The organism is Streptomyces sp. NPDC051963, assembly GCF_044593495.1.
In the GTDB taxonomy this organism is placed as follows: domain Bacteria; phylum Actinomycetota; class Actinomycetes; order Streptomycetales; family Streptomycetaceae; genus Streptomyces.
On sequence record NZ_JBIUCC010000002.1, the window covers coordinates 713,025 to 734,719 of the forward strand.

Genomic DNA, 21,695 nt, shown 5'->3' on the forward strand with positions numbered 1-21,695 from the left:
GGGGGGTGGGCGCCAACCCCCGCCCCTGCCCCGCGCGCTCCCCCCGCCCGGCGCCCCGCGGGGGGGGGGGCGCCGCCGCGGGCGCGGCGGGGGCGGGGGGGGGGGGGGGGGGGTGTCCGTCCTCGGAACGTCGCGAAATCGGTCTCTCACCAACGCACCCGTGTTGACGCGACAACCCTGCGGGCAGACACCCCCCACCCCGCCCCCTTCTCGCCGCGCGCGACAGCGGCTACACGGTGGCCAGGCCTACCGCCGCCCAGCTGCGGGCATTCGTGCGGCTTGGCTGCGCCGCCCAGCTGCGGCTCCCGTCCGCCCGCCCAGCTGCGGGCATTCGTGCCGCCTGGGGCGGCACGGGTGGGCGCAGGCGGCACCCCGGTAGCGCCGGGCTGTGTGACCCACCTCGCCTCCCCCTTGCGCCGGGCGGTGTTTCAATGCCGGGGTGACTGATTACGACGTGGTGCGTGTGTTCTGTGGGGCCGGGGGTGGATACGGGAACGAACTCGGCGTCGTACGGGAAGGTTCCGTCATACCCGAGCGGGCAGACCGCCAGGCGTTCGCGGCGAAACTGGGCTTCAGCGAGACCGTGTTCGTGGACGACCCCGAGCGGGGGGTCATCGACATCTACACGCCGTCCGTGCGGCTGGCGTTCGCCGGATACCCCTGCGTCGGCGCGGCCTGGCTGCTGGACGTTCCGGAGCTGGTGACACCGGCCGGTGTCGTGGGCGCCCGGCTGGACGGGGAGTTCAGCTGGATCGAGGCGCGGGCGGAGTGGCCCGCGCCGCGTACCTTCCGGCAGTACGCCACGGCCGGTGAAGTCGATGACCTCGCCGTACCGCCGCCGGGGGAGTGGGTCTATGCGTGGGCCTGGGAGGACGAGGCGGGGGGACGGGTTCGGGCCCGTGGATTTCCCGGGCGGGGGGACGGGGTGGTGGAGGACGAGGCCACGGGTGCGGCCGCGCTCCAGTTGACCGCGAAACTGGGTCGCGCCCTGAACATCACCCAGGGCGCGGGATCCCAGATCCTCACGGCGCCGCAGCCGGAGGGGTGGGTGGAGGTCGGTGGGCGCGTCGTTCTTGAGCGGTGACCTCAGGCTGAGAGGCGGAACTCCTGGCCCAGCGCCTGGAAGACCCCCGTGTTCAAGGCGAACGCCCTCTTGCACTCCGCGATGATGCGCTGCTTCTCCAGGTCGTCCGCGTGGACCTCGTCCAGCAGCTCCCGGTAACCCCGCTTGAACGCCGCCGGGTTGGCGATCTCCTCGAAGACGTAGAACCGGACCCCGTCGCCCTTGCGCGCGAACCCCCACGTCTTCTCGGCCTTGTCGCGGATGATCTGGCCGCCGGAGAGGTCGCCGAGGTAGCGGGTGTAGTGGTGGGCGATGTAGCCCGCCGGCCAGGTGTCGGCGCACTCGGCGATGCGGGTTGCGTAGGTCCGGGTCGCTGGGAGTGCTGTGAGGGTTGCGCGCCAGTCCGGGCCGCGCAGGTGCTCCAGGTCCCGCTCCAGTGCCGGTAGCCGGAACAGTTCCGGCTGGATGAACGAGCCGGCCGCCGGGTCCGATGTCAGCCGCTCGGCATTGGTCTCCAATGCCTCGTACACGAACCACAACTGCTCGGTGTAGCGCGCGTACGCGTCGACGCCGAGTTTTCCGCCGAGCAGGTCACTCATGAACGTCGAGGTCTCTGCCTCCACGTGCTGTTCGTGGGACGCGGTGCGGATGAGAGTCGAGAAGGAGTCCATGAACCCAGATTTTCTATGGTTAGGCTTACCTAAGTCAACCTCTTCCCGACCTCCTGTCGGGAAACTTGCCGACGGCTTGTCGGTAAAAGGATACCCGTGGTTGGGGTTCGGCACCCATGCATGCGAAAGCCCGCCCTCCTGGGGGAGGGGGGCGGGCTTGGGGGTGTGGTGCTACGGGAGCGTCAGGATTTCCGCTCCGGTTTCTGTCACCACGAGCGTGTGCTCGAACTGGGCCGTTCGTCGGCGGTCCTTCGTGACGACCGTCCAGCCGTCGTCCCACATGTCGTACTCGTGGGTTCCCAGCGTCAGCATCGGCTCGATCGTGAAGGTCATGCCGGGCTGGATGGTCGTGGTGGCGTGCGGGCTGTCGTAGTGCGGGACGATCAGGCCCGAGTGGAAGGAGGAGTTGATGCCGTGGCCCGTGAAGTCCCGGACGACTCCGTAGCCGAAGCGTTTCGCGTACGACTCGATCACGCGGCCGATGATGTTGATCTGGCGGCCCGGCTTCACCGCCTTGATCGCCCGGGTCAGGGACTCTCGGGTGCGTTCCACGAGGAGGCGGCTCTCGTCGTCCACCTCGCCCACCAGGTAAGTCGCGTTGTTGTCGCCGTGCACCCCGCCGATGTACGCCGTCACATCGAGGTTGATGATGTCGCCGTCCCGCAGGACCGTGGAGTCGGGGATGCCATGGCAGATGACCTCGTTGAGGCTGGTGCACAGGGACTTCGGGAAGCCCCGGTAGCCGAGCGTCGACGGGTAGGCGCCGTGGTCGCACATGTAGTCGTGCGCCGCCTTGTCCAGTTCGTCCGTGGTCACCCCGGGGGCGATCAGCTTCGCGGCCTCCGCCATCGCCTGCGCCGCGATCCGGCCGGCGATGCGCATCGCCTCGATCGTCTCGGGCGTCTGCACCTCCGGTCCGGTGTACGGCGTCGGCGCGGGCTTGCCGACGTACTCGGGGCGACGGATGTTTCCGGGCACGGAACGGGTGGGAGACAGCTCCCCTGGTACGAGCAGCGACTGGCCAGACATGCCAGCGAGTCTAACCAGCGGGCGTGGGGCTGATGGTTGCTGGGCAATCGATCGTAGCCACTCTCGACTTGTGTCCCCGGACGAAAACAGGCGTTCCCTCGTCGAATATGTGACCTTTACGGGCGGTGCTCGTTGGGTGCGGTGGGGAGATCTTCGAAGCGGGGGTGAGGTCGCCGAGTGAGCGGGAAGTTCCGGCCGCAGTCCGGGCGTGTGGTGCAGGCCTACAGGTTCGCTCTCGATCCGCACGCCGGGCAGGAGCGGGCGCTGCGCTCGCACTGCGGTGCCGCGCGCGCCGCCTACAACTGGGCTGTGTCGTGGGTGACCGCCTCGTGGTGGCAGCGCAGGGCCGAGGCCACCTACGGCATCGGTGAGGAGGAGTTGACGCCGTGGCGGCCGTGGTCGCTGCCCGCGCTGCGCAAGGAGTTCAACCGCATCAAGACCACCGACGCGAGATTCGCCGACTGGTGGCAGGAGAACTCCAAGGAGGCCTACAGCACCGGCGTCGCGAACGCGTCCGCCGCGTTCGAGGCCTACGCCAAGTCCGAGCAGGGCAGACGCAAGGGCGCCAGGGTGGGCATCCCGCGCCGGAAGCCGAAGCGGAAGGCCCGCCTGGCCTGCCGGTTCACCACCGGCACGATCCGCGTCGAGCCGGACGGCCGGCACGTCACCCTGCCCCGGCTGGGCACGATCCGTACCCACGAACGCACGGTCAAGCTGCTGACCCGCGTTCAGGCCGGAACGGCGCGCATCCTGTCCGCGACCGTCCGGCATGAGCGCGGGCGCTGGTTCGTCTCCTACCAGGTCGAAACCTCCCGGGAGATCAGCCGCGTCGACCGGCCGGACACGGTGGTCGGGATCGACCTGGGCGTCAAGCACCTGGCGGTCCTGGCCGACAGCTCGGGCGAGATCCGCTACGAGCCGAACCCGAAGCATCTGGACGGCGCTCTCAAGCTGCTGCGGTTCCACTCCCGCCGAGTCTCCCGGCGGGAGGGACCGGACCGCAGGACCGGCCGGAAACCGTCGAAACGGTGGGAGAAGGCCAACGCCGAGCGCAACAGGATCCATCACCGAGTGGCGAACCTGCGCACCGACGCACTTCACAAGTTCACCACTCGCATCAGGGCCGAGTACGGCACGGTGGTGGTCGAAGACCTCAACGTCGCCGGAATGCTCCGCAACAAACGGCTGGCCCGCCGTGTATCGGATGCCGGGTTCGGGGAGATCCGGCGCCAGCTCACCTACAAGGGCCGACGCAACGCCTGCCGCACCATCGTGGCCGGCCGCTGGTATCCCTCCTCCAAGACCTGCTCGAACTGCGGCGCGGTGAAAGCCAAGCTTCCGCTGCACGTCCGAGTCTTCGACTGCGACGAGTGCCCGCTTGTGATGGACCGGGACGCGAACGCAGCCCGCAACCTGGTCGCCCTCGCGGCGGCCTGCACCACTGGTACCGGAGTGGCCGGAGACCAGGACACGCCCCGCGTGTCCAAACCCCGTGGAGCCGACCGTAAGACCCGCCGCCAACGCCCCGACCGGAACACCGGCCGAGGCGGGCGGGCAGGTGGCGCAGCCCTGCCGCACCAGCGGCAGACGGAAACGGGAGACCGTCGTCAGGACACCGAAGCGCAACCCACGCTTCGGTGACACCGCCACGGACCTTCCAGACGGAAACGCCTGGAAGACTGAGAGTCACTGAGACTTGAGTAACGGAACATGTCGGTGGCGAGAAGAAGAGGAAGGAAGTTGGTCATGGCGCTGTTCAAGAAGCGGACCGTCGGGAAGCCCGGCGAGTGGTACTACTGCCTCGAACACAAGAAGGTGGAGGAGGGGCCGGAGTGTCCCGCCAAGGACCGCTTCGGGCCGTACGCCACCCGTGCGGAGGCCGAGCACGCGATGGAGACCGCCCGCGAGCGGAACCTGGAGTGGGAGAACGATCCGCGGTGGCACGACGCCTCGGCGGGCGGCAAGACCGACGATGACTGACTGACGATTGCTGATCAGGCCTCTGCCGGTGCCGTGCGCTGGTTGCGCATCTTTGTTGCGTGCTCGTTGGTGCGTACGTCGTACGTCATCAGCTTCGGCAGGCACAGAGCCAGTACCCCTACGGCCCCTGCGCACAGCAGGCCGCCCGACCAGACGGATGCCCGTACGCCCCACAGTGCGGCGAAGCCGCCCGAGCGGACCTGGCCCACGGTCGGGCCGACCGAGTACGACAGCAGTTCGATCCCGGCGAGCCTGCCGCGCAGCTCGTCCGGGATCGTCTGGTTCCACATGGCCGCGCGGAAGATCCCGCTGACCATGTCGCAGCCGCCGGCCACGGTCAGGAACAGCAGCACGAGCCATACGTTGCCGACGACGCCGGCGGCCGCGATCGCCAGGCCCCACAGGGCTGCCGAGACCACCACCATCCGGCCGTGGAAGTGGATCCGTGACGTCCAGCCGCTCGTCCCGCTCACCAGCATCGCGCCGAGCGGGACCGACGCGTACATCAGGCCCAGCGACCACTCGGCGTTCAGTTCGTCCGCGAGGAACGGCAGCACCGCCAGCGGCATCGCCAAGAACATCGCGGCCAGGTCGACGGCGTAGGTGCCGAGGAGTTCCTTGCGGCTCCACGCGTACCGGGCGCCCTCGGCGATGGCCTTCAGGGACGGTTTCGCCGCCTCGTGGGAGGCGGGGGAGGAGGCGATACGGATCATCAGTACGGCAGAGACGGCGAACGTGGCCAGGTCGGCGCCGTACGCCCAGCCCAGCCCCGCGTACGCCACCACCACGCCCGCCAGGGCCGGGCCCGCGACCCCGCCAAGGGTCCAGCGGAAGGCGTTCAGCGAGGCCGCCGCCGGCAGATGCTCATGGGCCACGATCCGGGGCCAGAGGGAGTCCAGCGCGGGCCGCTGCACGGAGAACAGGGCGGACGACAGGGCGGCGACGACGTACAGCGGCCAGATCGCGGGGTCCGGGAGGAGTGCGTTGACCAGCAGTGCCGCGCTGAGCAGGCCCTGGCCGGCCTCCGTCCACACGATCAGCTTCCGCTTGTCCCAGGCGTCCGCGAGCGCCCCGCCGTACAGGCCGAAGACCAGCAGCGGTACGAGTTCCACGGCGCCGATCGCGCCCACCGCCGCCGCCGATCCCGTCAGCTCCTTCAACTGCACCGGCAGTGCGACGAAGGTCAGGAAGCTTCCGAAGTTCGAGATCAGGCCCGACCACCACAGACGCCGGAAATCACGGGACGCCCGCCAAGGGGAGAGGTCGGGGAGCAGGGCTCTGAGGCCGGAAGGGGGGTCGGTGGCGTCGTCGTCGGTCACGGGGGCTCATCGTCGGCGAAGCCCGGGGGAGCGGCAACTGCTTTTACCAGGGGGTCGGTGGCGGTGCGGTCAACTCGTCCGCCAGCCGCGACAGTCTGTCCCGGAAACGCCGCCGCCCTCTGGGCACCGGCAACGCGTTCTCCCCGGCGGCGGCGCTGACGAGGTGCTGCACGGTGTCCAGGTCCAGCTCCGCCGCATCCGGCACGGCCAGCCTTTCGTGTGCCATGGCCGCCAACTCGCCCGCCGCTCCCAGCGCCAGCATCGTCGCCCCGGCCTGGCGTGCGTCGTGCACCCGTTCCAGCAGGGCAGGGCAGGGATCGCCCGGTGACACCACCAGCAGTGTCTCTCCGCGCCGGGCCGCCGTCAGCCGTCCCAGCCCCACCGCCAGGTGCGCCGGATCCGAGGGGCGCGCTTCATGTCGTACGAGAGTCGGCGACAGCTCCGGCGTTCCCGACCAGGCCGCCTCGTCCACCAGATGGGCGGCCAGATGCCACGGCTCGTAGCCGGGCGTGCCGACCAGCAGCAGCCCGCCCCCGTGCGACACCACCGAACCGCGCAACACCCCCGCGAAACGGCGTGTGGCCCCCAACCACTCGGTCCCGGCGAGCACTTCGCGCAGCAGCGCGACACGTACGGCATCCATGCGACGGCATCCTGCCGCAACCCGCCACTCGTGATGTGGAGTTCACCACGAATTCGCCCACCATGGGCAGACGGCGGGATCACCCGCCGCACCATCCATGAGGAGTCCGCCGATGACAGACACCAGCGTCCCCTTCCGCGCCGGCCAGGACGGCTGCGCCAGCTACCGGATCCCGGCGGTCGTCGCCACCGCCTCCGGCGCCCTCCTCGCCTTCTGCGAGGGCCGGGTCGAGTCCGCGAGCGACCACGGCCATATCGACATCGTCCTGAAACGCTCCACGGACGGCGGCCGCACCTGGAGCCCGCAGCAGACCGTCGCCCACAACGGCGCCGACCTCGCCGGCAACCCCGCCCCCGTCGTCCTCGACACCGGCCGCGTCCTGCTCGTCCATGTCCGCAACGCCGCCGGTGCCACCGAGGCCGCGATCGTGCGCGGCGAGGTCAAGGACGAGGACGGGCGCCGGGTGTGGGTGCAGCACAGTGATGACGAGGGGGTGACGTGGTCCGAGCCCAGGGAGATCACCCAGCAGGTCAAGGAGCCGGGCTGGCGCTGGTACGCCACCACGCCCGGCCACGCCCTCCAGCTGAGCACCGGCCGGGTCGTCGTCCCCGCCAACCACACCGTGCCGCCCATCGGCACCGACCTCGGCAACGAGCGCCAGTACAACGGCGGCCACTGCCTGTTGAGTGACGATTTCGGTGAGAACTGGTATCTCGGCTATGTCGACGACAGCCCGACCGACTACCTCAACGCCAACGAGACCACCGCCGCCGAACTCCCCGACGGCCGCGTCTACTTCAACACCCGCACCGACTCCCGCTCACCCGGCAACCGCGCCGACGCCCACTCCGAGGACGGCGGCCGCACCCTGGTGAAGCCGTTCCGCCCGCAGGCCGGTCTGACCGCCCCCGTCTGCGAGGCGAGCGTCCTCCAGATCCGCGACCCCGACCTGCTCCTCTACTCCGGTCCGGCCCATGGCCGCGCCCTGATGACCGTGCGCGCCTCCGTCGACGGCGGCACCACCTGGCGGCCGGTGTTCACGGTCGACGGCCTGCCGGCCGGGTACTCCGATCTCGTCCGCGTCGATGCGTCCACCGTCGGACTTCTCTATGAGACGGGCGACTTCGGCCCTTACGAGACGATCAGCTTCCGGCGTATCCCGGTGACGGAGCTCACCTGACCCTGTGGGGCCGTGGGGGCGGACGTAAAGTCGGCCCATGACCTCTACCGACAGTGCTGCAGAGAAGCCCGCGAAGGCCCCCGCCAAGGACCCCTGGGACCTGCCCGACGTCTCCGGGCTGGTCGTCGGAGTGCTCGGCGGGACCGGGCCGCAGGGCAAGGGCCTCGCCTACCGGCTCGCCCGGTCCGGCCAGAAGGTGATCATCGGTTCGCGGGCCGCCGAGCGCGCGCGGGCCGCCGCCGAGGAGCTGGGGTACGGCGTCGAGGGCGCCGACAACGCCGAGACCGCCCGCCGCAGTGACATCGTGATCGTCGCCGTGCCCTGGGAAGGGCACGGCAAGACGCTCGAATCCCTGCGGGGGGAGTTGGAGGGCAAGCTTGTCGTCGACTGCGTCAATCCGCTCGGCTTCGACAAGAAGGGCGCCTACGCGCTGAAGCCGGAGGAGGGCAGCGCCGCCGAACAGGCCGCCGCGCTGCTTCCGGGCTCGCGGGTGACCGCCGCCTTCCACCATCTTTCTGCGGTGCTGCTGGAGGACCCGGAGATCGAGGAGATCGACACCGATGTGATGGTGCTGGGGGAGGAGCGGGCCGATGTCGAGGTCGTGCAGGCGCTCGCCGGGCGTATCCCGGGCATGCGCGGCATCTTCGCCGGGCGGCTGCGCAACGCCCACCAGGTCGAGTCGCTGGTCGCGAACCTGATCTCCGTGAACCGCCGCTACAAGGCACACGCCGGGCTCCGCATCACGGACGTATGAGCCGATGGGGGACACTGGGCGTCGTAGTTCGGAGTCCGTAGACCCGTAGTCCGTAGTGTCCCCCGACAGGAGCCGACCCCCATGCGCCCCTTGCTCCCACCCGACCCGGCCCGGCGACTCGCCCTCTACTCCCTGGCCGTCTGCCTCCTCGCCGTCGCCGCGGCCGTCGTCTCCTTTGTGCAGGGCAGCTGGCTGGGTGTCGTGTGGGTGCTGCTCGCGGGGCTGTCGTCCAACATGACCTGGTACTACGTCAAGCGCGGCAAGGCCGGCCGACGGCCTGAAGTCACTGGCTGACCTGGCAGAACTCGTTCGTGCCCTGCCAGAAGCGGTACAGGTCCTGGCCGCAGTAGGTCTCGAAGTCGGTGATCCCCATGGCGGACAGGATCGAGTCCACGGCGTCGAAGAACACGCTGTTGATCGACGGCACCCACAGCAGCGCGAACACGAACAGCAGGCCGAACGGCGCGAACGGCTCCACCTGGCGCTTGACGTTGTGCGACAGCCAGGGCTCGATGACCCCGTAGCCGTCCAGGCCGGGGACCGGCAGGAAGTTCAGGATCGCGGCCGTGACCTGGAGCAGCGCCAGGAACGCGAGGGCGTAACGGAAGTCGCGCGGTACGCCGTCGAGGGCGTCGAGCCAGAAGGGCGCGGTGCAGACGGCGGCGAAGAGGACGTTCGTCAGCGGACCGGCCGCGGAGATGAGGCTGTGCCGCCAGCGGCCGCGGATGCGTCCCCGCTCGATGAAGACGGCACCGCCGGGGAGGCCGATCCCGCCCATGATCACGAACAGCACGGGCAGCACGATGCTGAGCAGGGCGTGGGTGTACTTCAGCGGGTTGAGGGTGAGATAGCCCTTCGAGCCGACCGAGATGTCGCCGCTGTGCAGGGCGGTGCGCGCGTGTGCGTACTCGTGCAGACAGAGCGAGACGATCCACGCCGCCGTCACGAACAGGAACACGGCCACGCCGGGCTGTTCGGCGAACCCGGTCCAGGTGGCCCAGCCCGTGACCGCCGTGACGGCCAGGATCCCGAGGAAGACGGGACTGATCCGCCGGTCGCTGCGGCGGGTGGTGGCGGTGGTCATCGGGCTCCCCCTGGACTCATGTGCAATGCGCTGGGACTGCCCGACGGTACCGGGCCCACGAGGAAAACGTCTCCCGATGGGTTGTGGGTTCCGTGGAAACCCTCGCCCCTCGGCTCCTCCCCGTTCATGCGCGTGTAAACCCGGAGGCAGGGACGGGGCGGCAGCAGGGACAATGGGCCCGTGCGCTATCGCATCCTCGGTACCACCCAGGCACTCCGCACCGACGGCACCACCGTTCCGGTCGGCGGTGCGCGCCTGCGTGCGCTGCTGACCGTGCTTGCGCTGCGGCCAGGGCGGACCGTGCCGGTCAGCGTGCTCGTCGACGAGGTGTGGGACGGGGAGGCGCCCGCCGACGCCACGGCTGCGGTGCAGGCGCTGGTGGGGCGGCTGCGCAGGGCGCTCGGGGCGGATGCCGTCGAGTCCGTGGCGGGCGGCTACCGGCTCGCCGCCGCGGGCGACGACATCGACCTGCACCGATTCGAGCGGCTCGTCGGCGACGGCCTGCGCGCCCTCGCCGACGACGACCCCGCCAAGGCGGCCGTGGTTCTCGACGACGCCCTCGCCCTGTGGCGCGGGCCCGCCCTCGCCGACCTCCCCGACCGCACCGCGGAGGCGGCCCGTTGCGAGACCCGGCGGCTGGACGCCCTCCGCGCCCGCCACAGCGCCGCCCTCGCCCTCGGCCAGGCCGAACAGTCCCTGCCCGAGCTGACCGCCCTGTGCGACGGCCACCCCCTGGACGAGCCTCTCCAGGCGCTGCGTCTGCGCGCCCTGCGCGACACGGGGCGGGCCGCCGAGGCGCTGGCCGCCTATGACGACGTACGACAACTGCTGGCGGACCGGCTCGGGTCCGATCCCGGGGCCGAACTGCGGGCATTGCACGGGGAGTTGCTGAACCCCGAGGAGGATGTGCGGGTCCCGGGCCGGCCGGCCGGCAATCTGCGGGCCCGTCTCACGTCCTTCGTCGGCCGGGAGGCCGACATCGATGCCATCCGCGGGGATCTCGCCGCCGCCCGGCTCGTCACGCTGCTCGGGCCCGGTGGGGCGGGCAAGACACGGCTGTCGCAGGAGGCCGCCGAGGCCGTGCGGGACGCGGCCCGGGACGGGGTGTGGCTGGCCGAGCTGGCGCCCGTCGACGACCCCGCCGCGGTACCGGAAGCCGTGCTCACCGCGGTCGGTGCCCGCGAGACCGTGCTGTACGGCGCCGGGGCGGAGGAGATACGGGCCGGTCTGGAGCGGCATGACGACCCCGTCACGCGGCTCGCCGAGCACTGCGGCCGGCGTCGGATGCTGATCGTCCTCGACAACTGCGAGCATGTCGTCGAGGCCGCCGCCCGGCTGGTGGAGCAGTTGCTGGAGCGGTGCCCGGGACTCACCGTCCTGGCCACCAGTCGTGAACCCCTCGGCGTACCGGGGGAGTTGCTGCGGCCGGTGGAGCCGCTCCCGGAGCCCGTCGCGCTGCGGCTGCTCGCGGACCGGGGTGCCGCGGCCCGGCCCGGGTTCCGGATCGAGAGCGATCCCGAGGCGGCCGCCGAGATCTGCCGGCGGCTCGACGGGCTGCCCCTCGCCATCGAGCTCGCGGCCGCCCGGCTACGGATGTTGACCCCCCGTCAGATCGTCGACCGGCTCGACGACCGCTTCCGGCTGCTCACCTCCGGCAGCCGCACCGTGCTGCCCCGTCAGCAGACCCTGCGGGCCGTCGTCGACTGGTCCTGGGATCTGCTCGACGCCGATGAACGGGACGTGCTGTGCCGGCTGTCGGTGTTCGCGGGCGGCTGCGACCTCGCCGCCGCCGAGGCGGTCTGCGGGCCGGCCGCCCTCGACGCGCTCGGCTCCCTCGTCGACAAGTCCCTTGTCGTCGCGGCTCCTTCGGAGGAGGGCGGCGAGATGCGCTACCGGCTCCTGGAGACCGTCGCCGAGTACGCGGGCGAACGGCTCGACGAGGCGGGTGACCGGGCCGCCGCCGAGCGTGCGCATCTGACGTACTTCCGCGAACTCGCCTGTACCACCGACCCGTTGCTGCGCGGCCGGGACCAGGCCGCCGCCATCGCCCGGCTGGAGCGCGAGTACGAGAACCTGCGCACCGCCCTGCGTCACGCCGTCGTCCTCCACGACGAGCAGGAAGCGCTGTGCCTGGTGTTGTCGCTGAGCTGGTACTGGCAGATCCGCGATCTGCGTATCGAGGCCCGCACCTGGTCACGCGAGGTCATGGCTCTCGGCCCCGACCCGTTCGCCGCGCCCGTGCGCACGGTCGAGCCGCTGTGGGAGCGCTGCACGGACGTGCCGCTGCCCTGGACGGGCCTGGTCCTCGACGAGGCGCGGCGCGGCGTCCATCTGATCCATCTCGCCTGCATGGACACCGAGTTGGACGCCTGGCAGACCCCCGAGGCACAGGAGAAACTGCGGGCCATCGCCACGAGCTACGAGCCCGGCCTGCCGCAGACCTGCCGCAGCCCCGGCATGCTCTGGTTCTTCGCCGTGGTGATGACCGGCGACATGCACCGGGTCCGCACGATCGGCGACGCCGCCATCCGTACCTGCCGGAGCGCGCCCGGCTACGAGTGGGAGCTGGCCAGCTGTCTCCAGATGCGCGCCAACCTCCTGGCCAACCGTTCCGACTGGGCGGGCAGCGCCGCCCGCGACGCCGATGAGTCGCTGGAGATCTACCGGCGCCTCGGCGACGCCTGGGGCACCGCGGAGGCGCTCTCCGCCCGCGCCGAGGCCCGCGAACGCGAGGGCGACCACCGCCTCGCCGTCCTCGACTTCGAGGCGGCCATCGAGCAGGCCGACCGGCTCGGCGCCCGCGGCCACACGGCCGTGCTCCGCGCCCGCCTCGGCAGCGCACTGCTGGAGGCGGGCGAGGCCGAGCGCGGCGAACGCATCCTGCGCGACGTCGTCGCCCAGCAGAACGGCTCCCACAACGAGGCCATGCCCGCCGCCCGGCTCTTCCTCGCCGGCTGGCTCGGCATGACCGACCGCGTCCCGGAGGCGCGCGAGCACGTCCGGCTGCTGCGCGAGGATTTCGCCATCGCCCATTTCGTCGTCTTCGACGCCTTCATTCTGGCGGCGGAGGCCTGGCTGGACGCGGTCGAAGGCTGCCACGAGGCAGCCCTCGACAAGATCCGGCGGGCGCTGGAGCATGCCCGGGACCCGCTGTCCGAGGCCATCGCGCCGCACATGCGCTCGGCGTATCTGACCACCGCGGCCGTCGCCCTGGCGGGCCTCGACGGCGGCCGCCGCGCCCGCGACGGCGCCCGCTGTCTCGGCGCCGCCGACGCCGCGCTGCCGCCCCGCCATGTCCCGACCCGCCTGGAGCGCACCGTGCGCGAGCGGTCCGAGCGGCCGCTCCGCGAGCTGCTCGGCGACGAGGAGTACGAGACGGCGTACGCGGAGGGCGGCGGCCTCTCCCCGGAGGAGGCCGCCGCCCTGGTGTGAGGCGGGTCAGTTCTTGGTGCGGAACTTGTGGATCGCGTACGGCGCTGCCACGGCCGTGATCGCCACCGACCAGCCCAGCGTCACCCACAGGTCGTGCGCGACCGGGCCGCCCACCATCAGTCCGCGCGCCGCGTCGGCGAGCGTGGAGAGCGGGTTGTAGTCGGTGAACGCCTGCAACCAGCCCGGCATCGACGCGGTCGGCGCGAAGATCGACGAGCCGAACTGCAACGGGAACAGCACCAGGAAGCCCATCGCCTGCACGGACTGCGCGTTCTTCAGGATCACGCCCAGGGTGAGGAACACCCACATGATCGACGAGGCGAACACCGCGGACAGCCCCACGGCCGCCAGCAGACCGGCCCAGTTGTCGATGTCGAAACCGACCAGCACGGCGACGATCATCAGCACGGTCGTCGCGAACAGCATCCGCACCAGCTCGACCGAGATCTTCGCGAACAGCACCGAGCCGCGCCCGATCGGCAGGGACCGGAAGCGGTCCATGACACCGGAGTTGAAGTCCTGGCTGAAGCCGGTGCCGACGCCCTGGGAGAGCGTCATGCTCATCATCGCGATCATGCCGGGGATCACGTACTGCACATAGCCGTCCTGGCCGCCGCCCAGGGCCTGGCCGATCGAGCCGCCGAAGACGTACACGAACAGCAGGGTGAAGACGACCGGCATCAGCAGCGCGTCGAACATCGACTCGGGGTCCTGCCGGATCCACAGCAGGTTGCGGCGGACCAGGGCCCCGGTGTGGCGCAGATGGCCGCGCAGGGGGATGCGGGCGTCGTCCTTCAGATCTGTCGGCTGGGTGGCGATATCGGAAGGGGCGGCGCGAAGCGCCTCGTTGAGGGTGGTGGTGGGAGACGGGTGGGCGCTCATACGGCGACCTCCTCGCGTGCGTCGGTGGGCGCGGCGTCCTGCGGGGCGCTCGCTCGGTGGCCGGTGAGGGAGAGGAACACCTCGTCCAGGCTGGGCAGTTCGGTGGTGATCGAGCTGATGGTGATGCCCCGGGCGATGACCGCGCCGGTCACGGCGGTGAGCTGCTCGTCGCTGAGGATCGGCACCAGGACGCTGCCGGCCTCGGTGTCGACGGTGGTGGTGGCGAGGCCGGTGATGCCCAGCTCGTCCAGGTCCTGGGCGAGCGGGCGCAGTTGCAGCGGGTCCGCCGGCTTGATCCGCAGGGTGCGGCCGCCGACCTTCGCCTTCAGCTCCTCGATCTCGCCGTTCGCGATGACCTTGCCGCGGTCCACGACCGTCAGCTCGGAGGCCAGCTGCTCGGCCTCCTCCATGTACTGGGTGGTCAGCAGGACGGTCACACCCTCCCCGACCATCCGCTTGACCTCGTCCCACACCTCGTTGCGGGTGCGCGGGTCGAGTCCGGTGGTGGGCTCGTCGAGGAACAGCACCTGCGGGCGGCCGATCATCGACGCGGCCAGGTCCAGCCGTCGCCGCATACCGCCGGAGTAGGTGTTCACCGGCCGGCGGGCGGCGTCGGTGAGCGAGAAGCGCTCCAGGAGCGCGTCGGCGCGGGCCCTGGCCTCCTTGCGCGGGAGGTCGAGCAGCCGCCCGATCATGTACAGGTTCTCCCAGCCGGGAAGCTTCTCGTCCACGGAGGCGTACTGCCCCGTGAGCCCGATCACCCGGCGCAGCTGCCGGGGCTGCCGTACGACGTCGTACCCGGCGACGGTGGCCTGGCCGGTGTCCGGCGTGATGAGGGTGGACAGGATCCGTACGAGGGTGGTCTTTCCGGCCCCGTTCGGCCCGAGCACACCCATCACGGTGCCCTCGCGCACGTCCAGGTCGACGCCGTCCAGCGCCTTGGTCTCGCCGTAGTGCTTGACCAACCCCCGCACGCTCACTGCGACTGTGGCGTTCTTGTCGATTCGCGTCATGGCAGTGACAGTGCCAGGGCCCACCGACAAACCTCCGACAAGCATCCGACAGCACCGACAACTCCCCGACAAGCACCGCAACCATCTATTGAGGAACCACGATGGCGAGCAACCAGTTCCGCGAGAGCGGCGCCGGTTTAGGCGCAAAAAGGGGCGAGCACACCACAGCCCCGCCGACGGGGGAAGATCGGCGGGGCTGCTCGGTGGTGCCGCAGTGGCTCTGTACGTCAGTGGACGGAGTGCTCCTCCAGCGGGAACGTTCCGCCGACGACGTCCTCGGCGAACGCCTTGGCGGCGTTGCCCATGACCGCACGCAGATCGGCGTACTGCTTCACGAACTTCGGCACCCGGCCGCCGGTCAGGCCCAGCATGTCGGTCCAGACGAGGACCTGTGCGTCCGTCTCCGGTCCGGCGCCGATCCCGACGGTCGGGATGTGCAGCGTCCGCGTCACCTCGGCCGCCAGCTCCGCCGGCACCAGCTCCAGCACCACCGCGAACGCACCCGCGTCCTGTACGGCCTTGGCGTCCCGCAGCAACTGGTGCGCGGCCTCCTCGCCGCGTCCCTGGACCCGGTACCCCATCGCGTTCACGGACTGCGGGGTCAGGCCGATGTGCGCCATCACCGGGATCCCGGACTCGACCAGCAGCTCGATCTGCCGGTGCGAGCGCTCGCCGCCCTCCAGCTTGACGGCCCCGACGCCGGCCTCCTTGACCAGCCGGGTCGCCGAGCGCAGCGCCTGCACCGGACCCTCCTGGTAGGAGCCGAAGGGCAGGTCGCCGACGATGAGGGCGCGTGACGTGCCCCGTACGACGGCGGCCGACAGCATGGTCATCTCGTCGAGTGTGACGGGCACGGTCGTCTCGTACCCGAGGTGGCAGTTGCCCGCCGAGTCGCCGACGAGCATGACCGGGATGCCGGCCTCGTCGAAGACGGACGCGGTCATCGCGTCGTACGCGGTGAGCATGGGCCACTTCTCACCGCGCTCCTTGGCGGTGGCGATGTCGCGAACGGTGATACGGCGAGTGCCCTTGCCCCCGTACAGCGCCTTGCTGCCGTCGGAAGGTTTCTGCTGAGCAGTGGGGGCAGCCGAAAGCTGCGTCATGGCAACGGCTCCTTACGTCATCTCGAGGCACCCTGACGGCGTCCCCGGATCACCTCCATGGTGGCACCTCGTGCCAGAGGACGGCTAGAGGACCCTCGTCACGTAAGAGGCGGACCGCACGTAAGGGCTGGGTAAAAGATTTACAATACGAGACGGTCTCGTATCGTAAAGGCCCTACGCTCGACGCCATGACTACCCCTGCCGTCCCCGGAGCTCCCCGCATATCGGAAGCCGTCCACCGGCGCCGCTGGGCGATCCTCGGCGTCCTGATGCTGAGCCTGCTGATCGTGGTGCTCGACAACTCCATCCTGAACGTCGCCATCAAGACGATCTCGACCCCCGCTCCGACCGGTCTGGGCGCCACCCAGAGCGAGCTGGAATGGGCGATCAACTCCTACACCCTGGTCTTCGCCGGACTGCTCTTCACGGCCGGCCTCCTCGGTGACCGCCTGGGCCGCAAGAAGGTCCTGCTCGGCGGGCTCGTCCTGTTCGGCATCGGATCCGCCCTCGCCGCCTTCTCCGGCACACCCGGCGAGCTGATCACCTTCCGTGCGGTGATGGGCTTCGGTGCCGCGTTCGTCATGCCGGCCACCCTCGCCGTCCTCATGCATGTCTTCGAGCGCGAGGAGCAGCCGAAGGCCATCGGCATCTGGGCGGGCGGCGTCGGTCTCGCCATCGCCATCGGCCCGATCACCGGCGGGATCCTCCTGGACCACTTCTGGTGGGGCTCGGTCTTCCTCATCAACGTGCCGATCGTGATCGTCGCGGTCGGGCTGATGGTGTGGCTGGTGCCCGACTCCCGCGACCCGAACCCGGGCCGGATCGACCCGGTCGGCGTGGTCCTGTCGGTGGTGGGCCTGGTCCTGCTCGTCTACGGCATCATCAAGGGCGGCCAGCTCGCCGACTTCGCCGACCCGCAGGTGCTGGCGACGATCGGTGCGGGCCTCGCGGTACTCGTCGGCTTCGTCGTGTTCGAGGCGCGCAGCGACCATCCGTCCATCGACGTCAAGTACTTCAAGAACAAGGTCTTCTCGGCCGCGATCGCCGCCATCGCGCTGGTCTTCTTCGCGTTGATGGGCGTGACCTTCTTCTCCGTCTTCTACACCCAGAGCGTGCGCGGCTACTCGCCGCTTCAGACCGGTCTGCTGATGCTGCCGCTGGCCGTCGCGCAGCTGATCTTCGCGCCCAGGGCCCGGCTGGTGGTCGACCGCTTCGGCAACAGGGCGACGACCACGGCCGGGATGCTGATCATCGCCGCGATGCTGGCCGCGTTCGCCACGCTGGAGGCGGACACGCCGATCTGGATCCTCGAGGTGATCTTCTTCCTGATGGGCACCGGCATGGCGCACATCATGACCCCGACCAGCGTCGTCATCATGCAGGCCCTGCCCCGCGAGAAGGCCGGCTCCGCCTCCGCGCTCAGCAACACCTTCCGCCAGGTCGGCGGCGCCCTGGGCATCGCGGTGCTGGGCTCGGTGCTGTCGACGGCCTACCGCACGGGCATCGAGGACAAGCTGGCCGCCCTCCCCGCGGGCCTGCGCCACACCGCCGGCGAGTCCATCGAGGCCACGCTCGGCGTCGCCGCGAAGCTCGGTCCGCAGGGACAGTCCCTCATCACCCCGGCCAACGACGCCTTCCTGCACGCCATGCACCTCACCGCGCTGTGCGGGGCGGGGGTCGCGCTGATCGGCGCCGTCGTGGTGGGCCTGTTCCTGCCGGGGAAGGTGACGGCACCGCAGAAGGGCGAGGAGCAGCAGGAGTTGGTGGCGGCCGAGTAAGTGCCGTGCCCGGGGGAGAATCACCTCAGGCCACAGAAGGGACGGAGCAACGTGAGCAGCCGCGGCGGGAGCCAGTACAAGCAGGAGGGCCCCGCACGGGGCCGCCCCCGCAGCGAAGCCGTGGAGCGCGCCATCGTCGAGGGCGTCGTGAAGCTTCTGGAGGAGGGCGTGCCGCTCGCGGAACTGTCCATCGAGCGCATCGCCCGCACCGCCGGTGTCGGCAAGGCCACCATCTACCGTCGCTGGAGCGGCAAGGAGGAGCTCTTCGTCGACGTCGTGCGCATGGCCGAGCCACCGGATCCGGAACTTCCCGGCACGTCGATGCGCGACGACCTCGTTGCCCTCCTCGAACAGCTGCGCAGGCGTGGGCTGATGACCCGTTCCTCCGCGCTTCTGCACAACGTCCAGGCCCAGATGAAGAGCAGCCCGAAGATCTGGGCGGCGTACGAGAACAACGTCATCGCCCCCCGCCGCAGGCTCGGCTGCGAAGTCCTGCGCCGCGGTCGGGAGAACGGTGAGCTGCGGACGGACGTCGACATCGAGGTGCTGCACGACATCATCGTCGGCCCCATGCTGGTCAGGGCCGTCATGCGCCCGGACGCCGAACTCCCCGACGGTCTCGCCGAACAGATCGTCGACACGCTGCTCGAAGGAGTACGGCCCGTCAGTTCGCCGCCCGCGTAACCCGCATGTGCGCGTTGCGTCACAGAGCGCGCTTTCCATGCCCGCGACCGGAACTGGCGCCGCCGACTTGTACGTCCTCGTGCCCGTACGGCCGTCGGAGACGGCATGAACGGAACCGAAAATCCCCTAGGGTCTGTAGGGCACGGGGGACGGACGGTGTGCACGGCAGGTAGTGAGGCGACGGTATGGCGCAGCAGGCATACGTGACGGAGACGGACAGCGACGGCTCGGGGCCCGAGTCGCGGATCTCCCGGTTCCGGCGCCTGCTCGGCCGGCTGACCGCCGGCTGGCGCGGAGATCCCCGGATCTGGCGCCGTGGCCTCGTCCTGGCCGCCCTCGCGCTGCTGCTGGCCCTGGTGATGGTGCTGCACTCGCGCATCCCGAACGCGGTCGGCAACCTCGGCAGCCTCACGGAGACGTTCCTGCCCTGGCTGGGACTGGCCATCCCGGTGCTGCTCCTGCTGGCGCTGGTACGGAAGTCGCTGACCGCGCTGATCGCGGTGCTGGTCCCGGCGATCGTGTGGCTGAACATCTTCGGCGGCCTGGTCACCGACAAGACCGGCGCCGGCGGCGACCTCACGGTGGCCACGCACAACGTCAACGCCGACAACGCCGACCCGGCCGGCACCGCCCGTGACGTGGCCGCCTCCGGCGCCGACGTGGTGGCCCTCGAGGAGCTGACCGGCGCGGCGGTGCCGACGTACGAGGACGCGCTGGAGTCGACGTACAAGTACCACTCGGTGGAGGGCACCGTCGGGCTGTGGAGCAAGTACCCGCTCACCGGCGTGCGGTCCGTCGACATCAAGCTGGGCTGGACGCGCGCCATGCGCGCCACCGTGACCACGCCCGCCGGGCAGGTCGCGGTGTACGTCGCCCATCTGCCGTCGGTGCGCGTGAAGCTGGAGGCCGGGTTCACCGCCCGGCAGCGCGACAAGAGCGCCAACGCGCTCGGTGAGGCCATCGCCGACGAGAAGCTGACGAAGGTCGTGCTGCTCGGCGACCTCAACGGCACGATGAACGACCGTGCGCTGAACGCCGTCACCGCGCAGATGCGCTCCACGCAGGGCGCGGCGGGCAGCGGGTTCGGGTTCAGCTGGCCGGCGTCGTTCCCGATGGCGCGGATCGACCAGATCATGGTGAAGGGCGTCGAGCCGATGAGCTCGTGGACGCTGCCGGAGACGGGGAGCGACCATCTGCCGGTGGCGGCGCGTGTGAAGGTCGACACAGACTCTTCCTGAAAGGCCCTGTCAGCGCGGTTTCGGTGGATCGCGGCAACCGTGGCTTAACCTCGCGGAATACTGGCCCTGAGAGGCTTTGTTCCGTACATGAACTTAATATGTACGGAACTCCGCTCCTCTTGAAAGGCTCAGGCACCTCATGCCCCTGGCCCTGCTTGCCCTCGCCGTGGGCGCCTTCGGCATCGGCACCACCGAGTTCGTGATGATGGGCCTGCTGCCCGACGTCGCGGACGACCTGAACATCTCGATCCCCAGCGCCGGCCACCTGGTCTCGGCGTACGCGCTCGGCGTCGTCATCGGCGCCCCGCTGCTCGCCGCCGTCACCGCGCGCATGTCCCGGCGCACGGTGCTGATCGGGCTGATGACCCTGTTCGTGGCGGGCAACGCGCTCTCCGCCTTCGCCCCCGACTACCACTGGCTGCTCGCCGCCCGCTTCCTCAGCGGGCTGCCGCACGGCGCCTTCTTCGGCGTCGGCGCGGTCGTGGCGACCGGCCTCGCGGCGCCCGAGCGCAAGGCGCGCGCGGTGTCGCTGATGTTCCTCGGCCTGACCGTCGCCAACATCGCGGGCGTGCCCGTGGCCACGCTGATGGGCCAGTCCCTGGGCTGGCGGTCCACGTTCCTCGGCGTCAGCGTGATCGGCATCGCGGCCATCGTGTCCCTGGCGCTCCTCGTCCCCCGCGACGGCACGCACGCCCCCTCCGCCGGTCTGCGCGGCGAACTGGCGGCGCTGAAGTCGCTGCCCGTGTGGCTCGCCCTCGGCACCACCGTCGCCGGCTTCGGCGCGCTGTTCGCCGCGTACAGCTACATCACGCCGATGCTCACCGACTCCGCCGGGTACGCCGACTCCAGCGTGACCCTGCTGCTGGCGCTGTTCGGCGTCGGCGCGACCGCCGGCAATCTGCTCGGCGGGCGGCTGGCGGACCGCTCGATGCGGGGCACGCTGTTCGGCGGCCTGATCTCGCTGGCGGCGGTCCTGGCCCTCTTCCCGGCCCTGATGGGCACGGCGTGGAGCGCGCCCCTCGGCGTCGTCCTGCTCGGCACGGCGGCCTTCGTCACCAGCTCCCCGCTCCTGCTGATGGTCATGGAGAAGGCGTCCTCGGCCCCGTCGCTGGCGTCCTCCGCCAACCAGGCGGCCTTCAACCTGGCGAACGCCGGCGGCGCATGGATCGGCGGCCTGGCCCTCGCCGCGGGCTTCGGAGTCACCTCGCCGGCACTCGCGGGCGCGGCACTGGCGGTGCTCGGGCTGGCGGTGGCGGGTGCGGCATACGTCGTCGACCGGCGCCGGGAGCCGCAGGCCGGGCGGGAACGGCTGGTCGCGGGGCATGTGCCGGAGCGGTCGGAGACGGTGCACTTCTGATCGGCACGGACCTTGCCGTAAAGCGCCGGACGGGCAGTCACTGCCCGTCCGGCGCTTTGGTGTGTGGCCTCTGGATCAGCGACAACCCCGTGACCTGTACGTTTTCGAGCTGATCAGAGACTTACGAGGCCAACCGCGCGGGCGCGTCGTGGTCGGTGTCGGTCGGTTCAACGTCACCTTCGGGCCGGCTGATCTCGGCCCACACCGCGTCGAGGGAGAGGCCGAGGACGTCGGCGATCGCCGCGATGGTCGGGAAGGCGGGGGTGGCCACGCGGCCCGACTCGATCTTCCGGAGGGTCTCCGGTGAGACATGTGCGTCGAGCGCGATACGGAGCATCGAGCGCTCCCCCCTGGCCCGACGGAGAAGGGCGCCGAGACGCTGTCCGCGTTCGACCTCTGCGGGAGTGAGCGGCAACCTGACCATGACTCCGATTCTAGTACCGGTATAGTTTGGCCGGGATAGTTATTGGTTGCACAAGAAGGAC

20 protein-coding genes are annotated in these 21,695 nt (G+C 70.5%); 11 read left to right on the plus strand and 9 right to left on the minus strand.

What is annotated here, in order from left to right:
* The first annotated feature begins 439 nt into the window (after nt 1-439).
* Complete coding sequence (locus ACIHFB_RS09650; protein ID WP_365276969.1) at nt 440-1,084, plus strand: PhzF family phenazine biosynthesis protein; 645 nt, start codon at nt 440-442, stop codon at nt 1,082-1,084.
* A gap of 2 nt (nt 1,085-1,086) precedes the next feature.
* On the opposite strand, the gene ACIHFB_RS09655 is transcribed toward ACIHFB_RS09650, so the two are convergent.
* Nucleotides 1,087-1,734 (minus strand): heme oxygenase (biliverdin-producing), encoded by a 648-nt coding sequence (locus tag ACIHFB_RS09655; RefSeq protein ID WP_400126219.1) that lies wholly within the window; start codon nt 1,732-1,734, stop codon nt 1,087-1,089.
* A gap of 171 nt (nt 1,735-1,905) precedes the next feature.
* Nucleotides 1,906-2,763 (minus strand): type I methionyl aminopeptidase, encoded by an 858-nt coding sequence (gene map / locus ACIHFB_RS09660; protein ID WP_400126221.1) that lies wholly within the window; start codon nt 2,761-2,763, stop codon nt 1,906-1,908.
* 177 nt (nt 2,764-2,940) lie between these two features.
* On the opposite strand from map, the gene tnpB reads away from it, so the two are divergent.
* Together tnpB and ACIHFB_RS09670 are read left to right on the plus strand one after the other, a co-directional pair.
* Entirely contained in the window at nt 2,941-4,404 is a 1,464-nt protein-coding gene (gene tnpB, locus ACIHFB_RS09665; RefSeq protein WP_400126223.1) for an IS607 family element RNA-guided endonuclease TnpB, read from the plus strand.
* Between the two features lie 105 nt (nt 4,405-4,509).
* Nucleotides 4,510-4,743, plus strand: coding sequence for a hypothetical protein (locus ACIHFB_RS09670; protein WP_210586862.1), 234 nt, complete (start codon nt 4,510-4,512; stop codon nt 4,741-4,743).
* Between the two features lie 14 nt (nt 4,744-4,757).
* Here ACIHFB_RS09670 and ACIHFB_RS09675 read toward each other — a convergent pair whose 3' ends face one another.
* Both ACIHFB_RS09675 and ACIHFB_RS09680 read right to left on the minus strand, forming a co-directional pair.
* On the minus strand, nt 4,758-6,062 hold the full coding sequence (locus ACIHFB_RS09675; RefSeq protein WP_400126224.1) for an MFS transporter: 1,305 nt from the start codon (nt 6,060-6,062) through the stop codon (nt 4,758-4,760).
* A gap of 43 nt (nt 6,063-6,105) precedes the next feature.
* On the minus strand, nt 6,106-6,705 hold the full coding sequence (locus tag ACIHFB_RS09680; RefSeq protein WP_400126226.1) for a hypothetical protein: 600 nt from the start codon (nt 6,703-6,705) through the stop codon (nt 6,106-6,108).
* A gap of 112 nt (nt 6,706-6,817) precedes the next feature.
* Here ACIHFB_RS09680 and ACIHFB_RS09685 point away from each other — a divergent pair, with 112 nt between their 5' ends.
* The 3 genes from ACIHFB_RS09685 to ACIHFB_RS09695 all read left to right on the plus strand — a co-directional run bounded on the left by ACIHFB_RS09685 (nt 6,818) and on the right by ACIHFB_RS09695 (nt 8,933).
* Nucleotides 6,818-7,885, plus strand: coding sequence for an exo-alpha-sialidase (locus tag ACIHFB_RS09685; RefSeq protein WP_400126228.1), 1,068 nt, complete (start codon nt 6,818-6,820; stop codon nt 7,883-7,885).
* Between the two features lie 37 nt (nt 7,886-7,922).
* Nucleotides 7,923-8,639, plus strand: coding sequence for an NADPH-dependent F420 reductase (gene npdG / locus ACIHFB_RS09690; protein WP_400126230.1), 717 nt, complete (start codon nt 7,923-7,925; stop codon nt 8,637-8,639).
* 81 nt (nt 8,640-8,720) lie between these two features.
* Nucleotides 8,721-8,933, plus strand: coding sequence for a hypothetical protein (locus ACIHFB_RS09695; RefSeq protein ID WP_400126231.1), 213 nt, complete (start codon nt 8,721-8,723; stop codon nt 8,931-8,933).
* On the opposite strand, the gene ACIHFB_RS09700 is transcribed toward ACIHFB_RS09695, so the two are convergent.
* Nucleotides 8,923-9,723 (minus strand): site-2 protease family protein, encoded by an 801-nt coding sequence (locus ACIHFB_RS09700; protein ID WP_365276994.1) that lies wholly within the window; start codon nt 9,721-9,723, stop codon nt 8,923-8,925. The genes ACIHFB_RS09695 and ACIHFB_RS09700 overlap by 11 nt on opposite strands.
* A 180-nt stretch (nt 9,724-9,903) precedes the next feature.
* On the opposite strand from ACIHFB_RS09700, the gene ACIHFB_RS09705 reads away from it, so the two are divergent.
* Entirely contained in the window at nt 9,904-13,155 is a 3,252-nt protein-coding gene (locus tag ACIHFB_RS09705; RefSeq protein ID WP_400126233.1) for a BTAD domain-containing putative transcriptional regulator, read from the plus strand.
* A 6-nt stretch (nt 13,156-13,161) separates the two neighbouring features.
* Here the strand turns inward: ACIHFB_RS09705 and ACIHFB_RS09710 are convergent, their stop codons facing one another.
* From ACIHFB_RS09710 to panB, 3 genes are all read right to left on the minus strand, one after another.
* Nucleotides 13,162-14,037: an ABC transporter permease gene (locus ACIHFB_RS09710; protein WP_365276999.1), complete on the minus strand. Its 876-nt coding sequence runs from the start codon at nt 14,035-14,037 to the stop codon at nt 13,162-13,164.
* On the minus strand, nt 14,034-15,050 hold the full coding sequence (locus tag ACIHFB_RS09715; RefSeq protein ID WP_400126235.1) for an ATP-binding cassette domain-containing protein: 1,017 nt from the start codon (nt 15,048-15,050) through the stop codon (nt 14,034-14,036). The genes ACIHFB_RS09710 and ACIHFB_RS09715 overlap by 4 nt, the downstream gene beginning before the upstream one ends.
* A 227-nt stretch (nt 15,051-15,277) precedes the next feature.
* Nucleotides 15,278-16,153, minus strand: coding sequence for a 3-methyl-2-oxobutanoate hydroxymethyltransferase (panB, locus tag ACIHFB_RS09720; RefSeq protein WP_365277005.1), 876 nt, complete (start codon nt 16,151-16,153; stop codon nt 15,278-15,280).
* A 188-nt stretch (nt 16,154-16,341) separates the two neighbouring features.
* Here panB and ACIHFB_RS09725 point away from each other — a divergent pair, with 188 nt between their 5' ends.
* The 4 genes from ACIHFB_RS09725 (at nt 16,342) to ACIHFB_RS09740 (ending at nt 21,210) form a co-directional block, all read left to right on the plus strand.
* Entirely contained in the window at nt 16,342-17,931 is a 1,590-nt protein-coding gene (locus tag ACIHFB_RS09725; protein WP_365277008.1) for an MFS transporter, read from the plus strand.
* 51 nt (nt 17,932-17,982) lie between these two features.
* Complete coding sequence (locus tag ACIHFB_RS09730) at nt 17,983-18,615, plus strand: TetR/AcrR family transcriptional regulator (RefSeq protein WP_365277011.1); 633 nt, start codon at nt 17,983-17,985, stop codon at nt 18,613-18,615.
* A gap of 185 nt (nt 18,616-18,800) precedes the next feature.
* A complete protein-coding gene (locus tag ACIHFB_RS09735; protein ID WP_400126239.1) occupies nt 18,801-19,853 on the plus strand; it encodes an endonuclease/exonuclease/phosphatase family protein in 1,053 nt (350 codons plus the stop codon).
* A gap of 139 nt (nt 19,854-19,992) precedes the next feature.
* Nucleotides 19,993-21,210: an MFS transporter gene (locus ACIHFB_RS09740; protein ID WP_400126240.1), complete on the plus strand. Its 1,218-nt coding sequence runs from the start codon at nt 19,993-19,995 to the stop codon at nt 21,208-21,210.
* Nucleotides 21,211-21,331: 121 nt separating this feature from the next.
* On the opposite strand, the gene ACIHFB_RS09745 is transcribed toward ACIHFB_RS09740, so the two are convergent.
* Nucleotides 21,332-21,634 (minus strand): helix-turn-helix domain-containing protein, encoded by a 303-nt coding sequence (locus ACIHFB_RS09745; protein ID WP_400126242.1) that lies wholly within the window; start codon nt 21,632-21,634, stop codon nt 21,332-21,334.
* Nucleotides 21,635-21,695 lie beyond the last annotated feature (61 nt).

Excerpts from the sequence above, each read along its gene's own strand:
- ACIHFB_RS09670 (WP_210586862.1), top strand. The coding sequence starts at position 4,510 with ATGGCGCTGTTCAAGAAGCGGACCGTCGGGAAGCCCGGCGAGTGGTAC.
- ACIHFB_RS09745 (WP_400126242.1), bottom strand. The coding sequence starts at position 21,634 with ATGGTCAGGTTGCCGCTCACTCCCGCAGAGGTCGAACGCGGACAGCGT.
- ACIHFB_RS09715 (WP_400126235.1), bottom strand. The coding sequence starts at position 15,050 with ATGACGCGAATCGACAAGAACGCCACAGTCGCAGTGAGCGTGCGGGGG.
- ACIHFB_RS09680 (WP_400126226.1), bottom strand. The coding sequence starts at position 6,705 with ATGGATGCCGTACGTGTCGCGCTGCTGCGCGAAGTGCTCGCCGGGACC.
- ACIHFB_RS09655 (WP_400126219.1), bottom strand. The coding sequence starts at position 1,734 with ATGGACTCCTTCTCGACTCTCATCCGCACCGCGTCCCACGAACAGCAC.
- ACIHFB_RS09740 (WP_400126240.1), top strand. The coding sequence starts at position 19,993 with ATGCCCCTGGCCCTGCTTGCCCTCGCCGTGGGCGCCTTCGGCATCGGC.
- npdG (WP_400126230.1), top strand. The coding sequence starts at position 7,923 with ATGACCTCTACCGACAGTGCTGCAGAGAAGCCCGCGAAGGCCCCCGCC.
- ACIHFB_RS09685 (WP_400126228.1), top strand. The coding sequence starts at position 6,818 with ATGACAGACACCAGCGTCCCCTTCCGCGCCGGCCAGGACGGCTGCGCC.
- panB (WP_365277005.1), bottom strand. The coding sequence starts at position 16,153 with ATGACGCAGCTTTCGGCTGCCCCCACTGCTCAGCAGAAACCTTCCGAC.
- ACIHFB_RS09735 (WP_400126239.1), top strand. The coding sequence starts at position 18,801 with ATGGCGCAGCAGGCATACGTGACGGAGACGGACAGCGACGGCTCGGGG.
- ACIHFB_RS09695 (WP_400126231.1), top strand. The coding sequence starts at position 8,721 with ATGCGCCCCTTGCTCCCACCCGACCCGGCCCGGCGACTCGCCCTCTAC.
- map (WP_400126221.1), bottom strand. The coding sequence starts at position 2,763 with ATGTCTGGCCAGTCGCTGCTCGTACCAGGGGAGCTGTCTCCCACCCGT.
- ACIHFB_RS09710 (WP_365276999.1), bottom strand. The coding sequence starts at position 14,037 with ATGAGCGCCCACCCGTCTCCCACCACCACCCTCAACGAGGCGCTTCGC.
- ACIHFB_RS09725 (WP_365277008.1), top strand. The coding sequence starts at position 16,342 with ATGACTACCCCTGCCGTCCCCGGAGCTCCCCGCATATCGGAAGCCGTC.
- ACIHFB_RS09700 (WP_365276994.1), bottom strand. The coding sequence starts at position 9,723 with ATGACCACCGCCACCACCCGCCGCAGCGACCGGCGGATCAGTCCCGTC.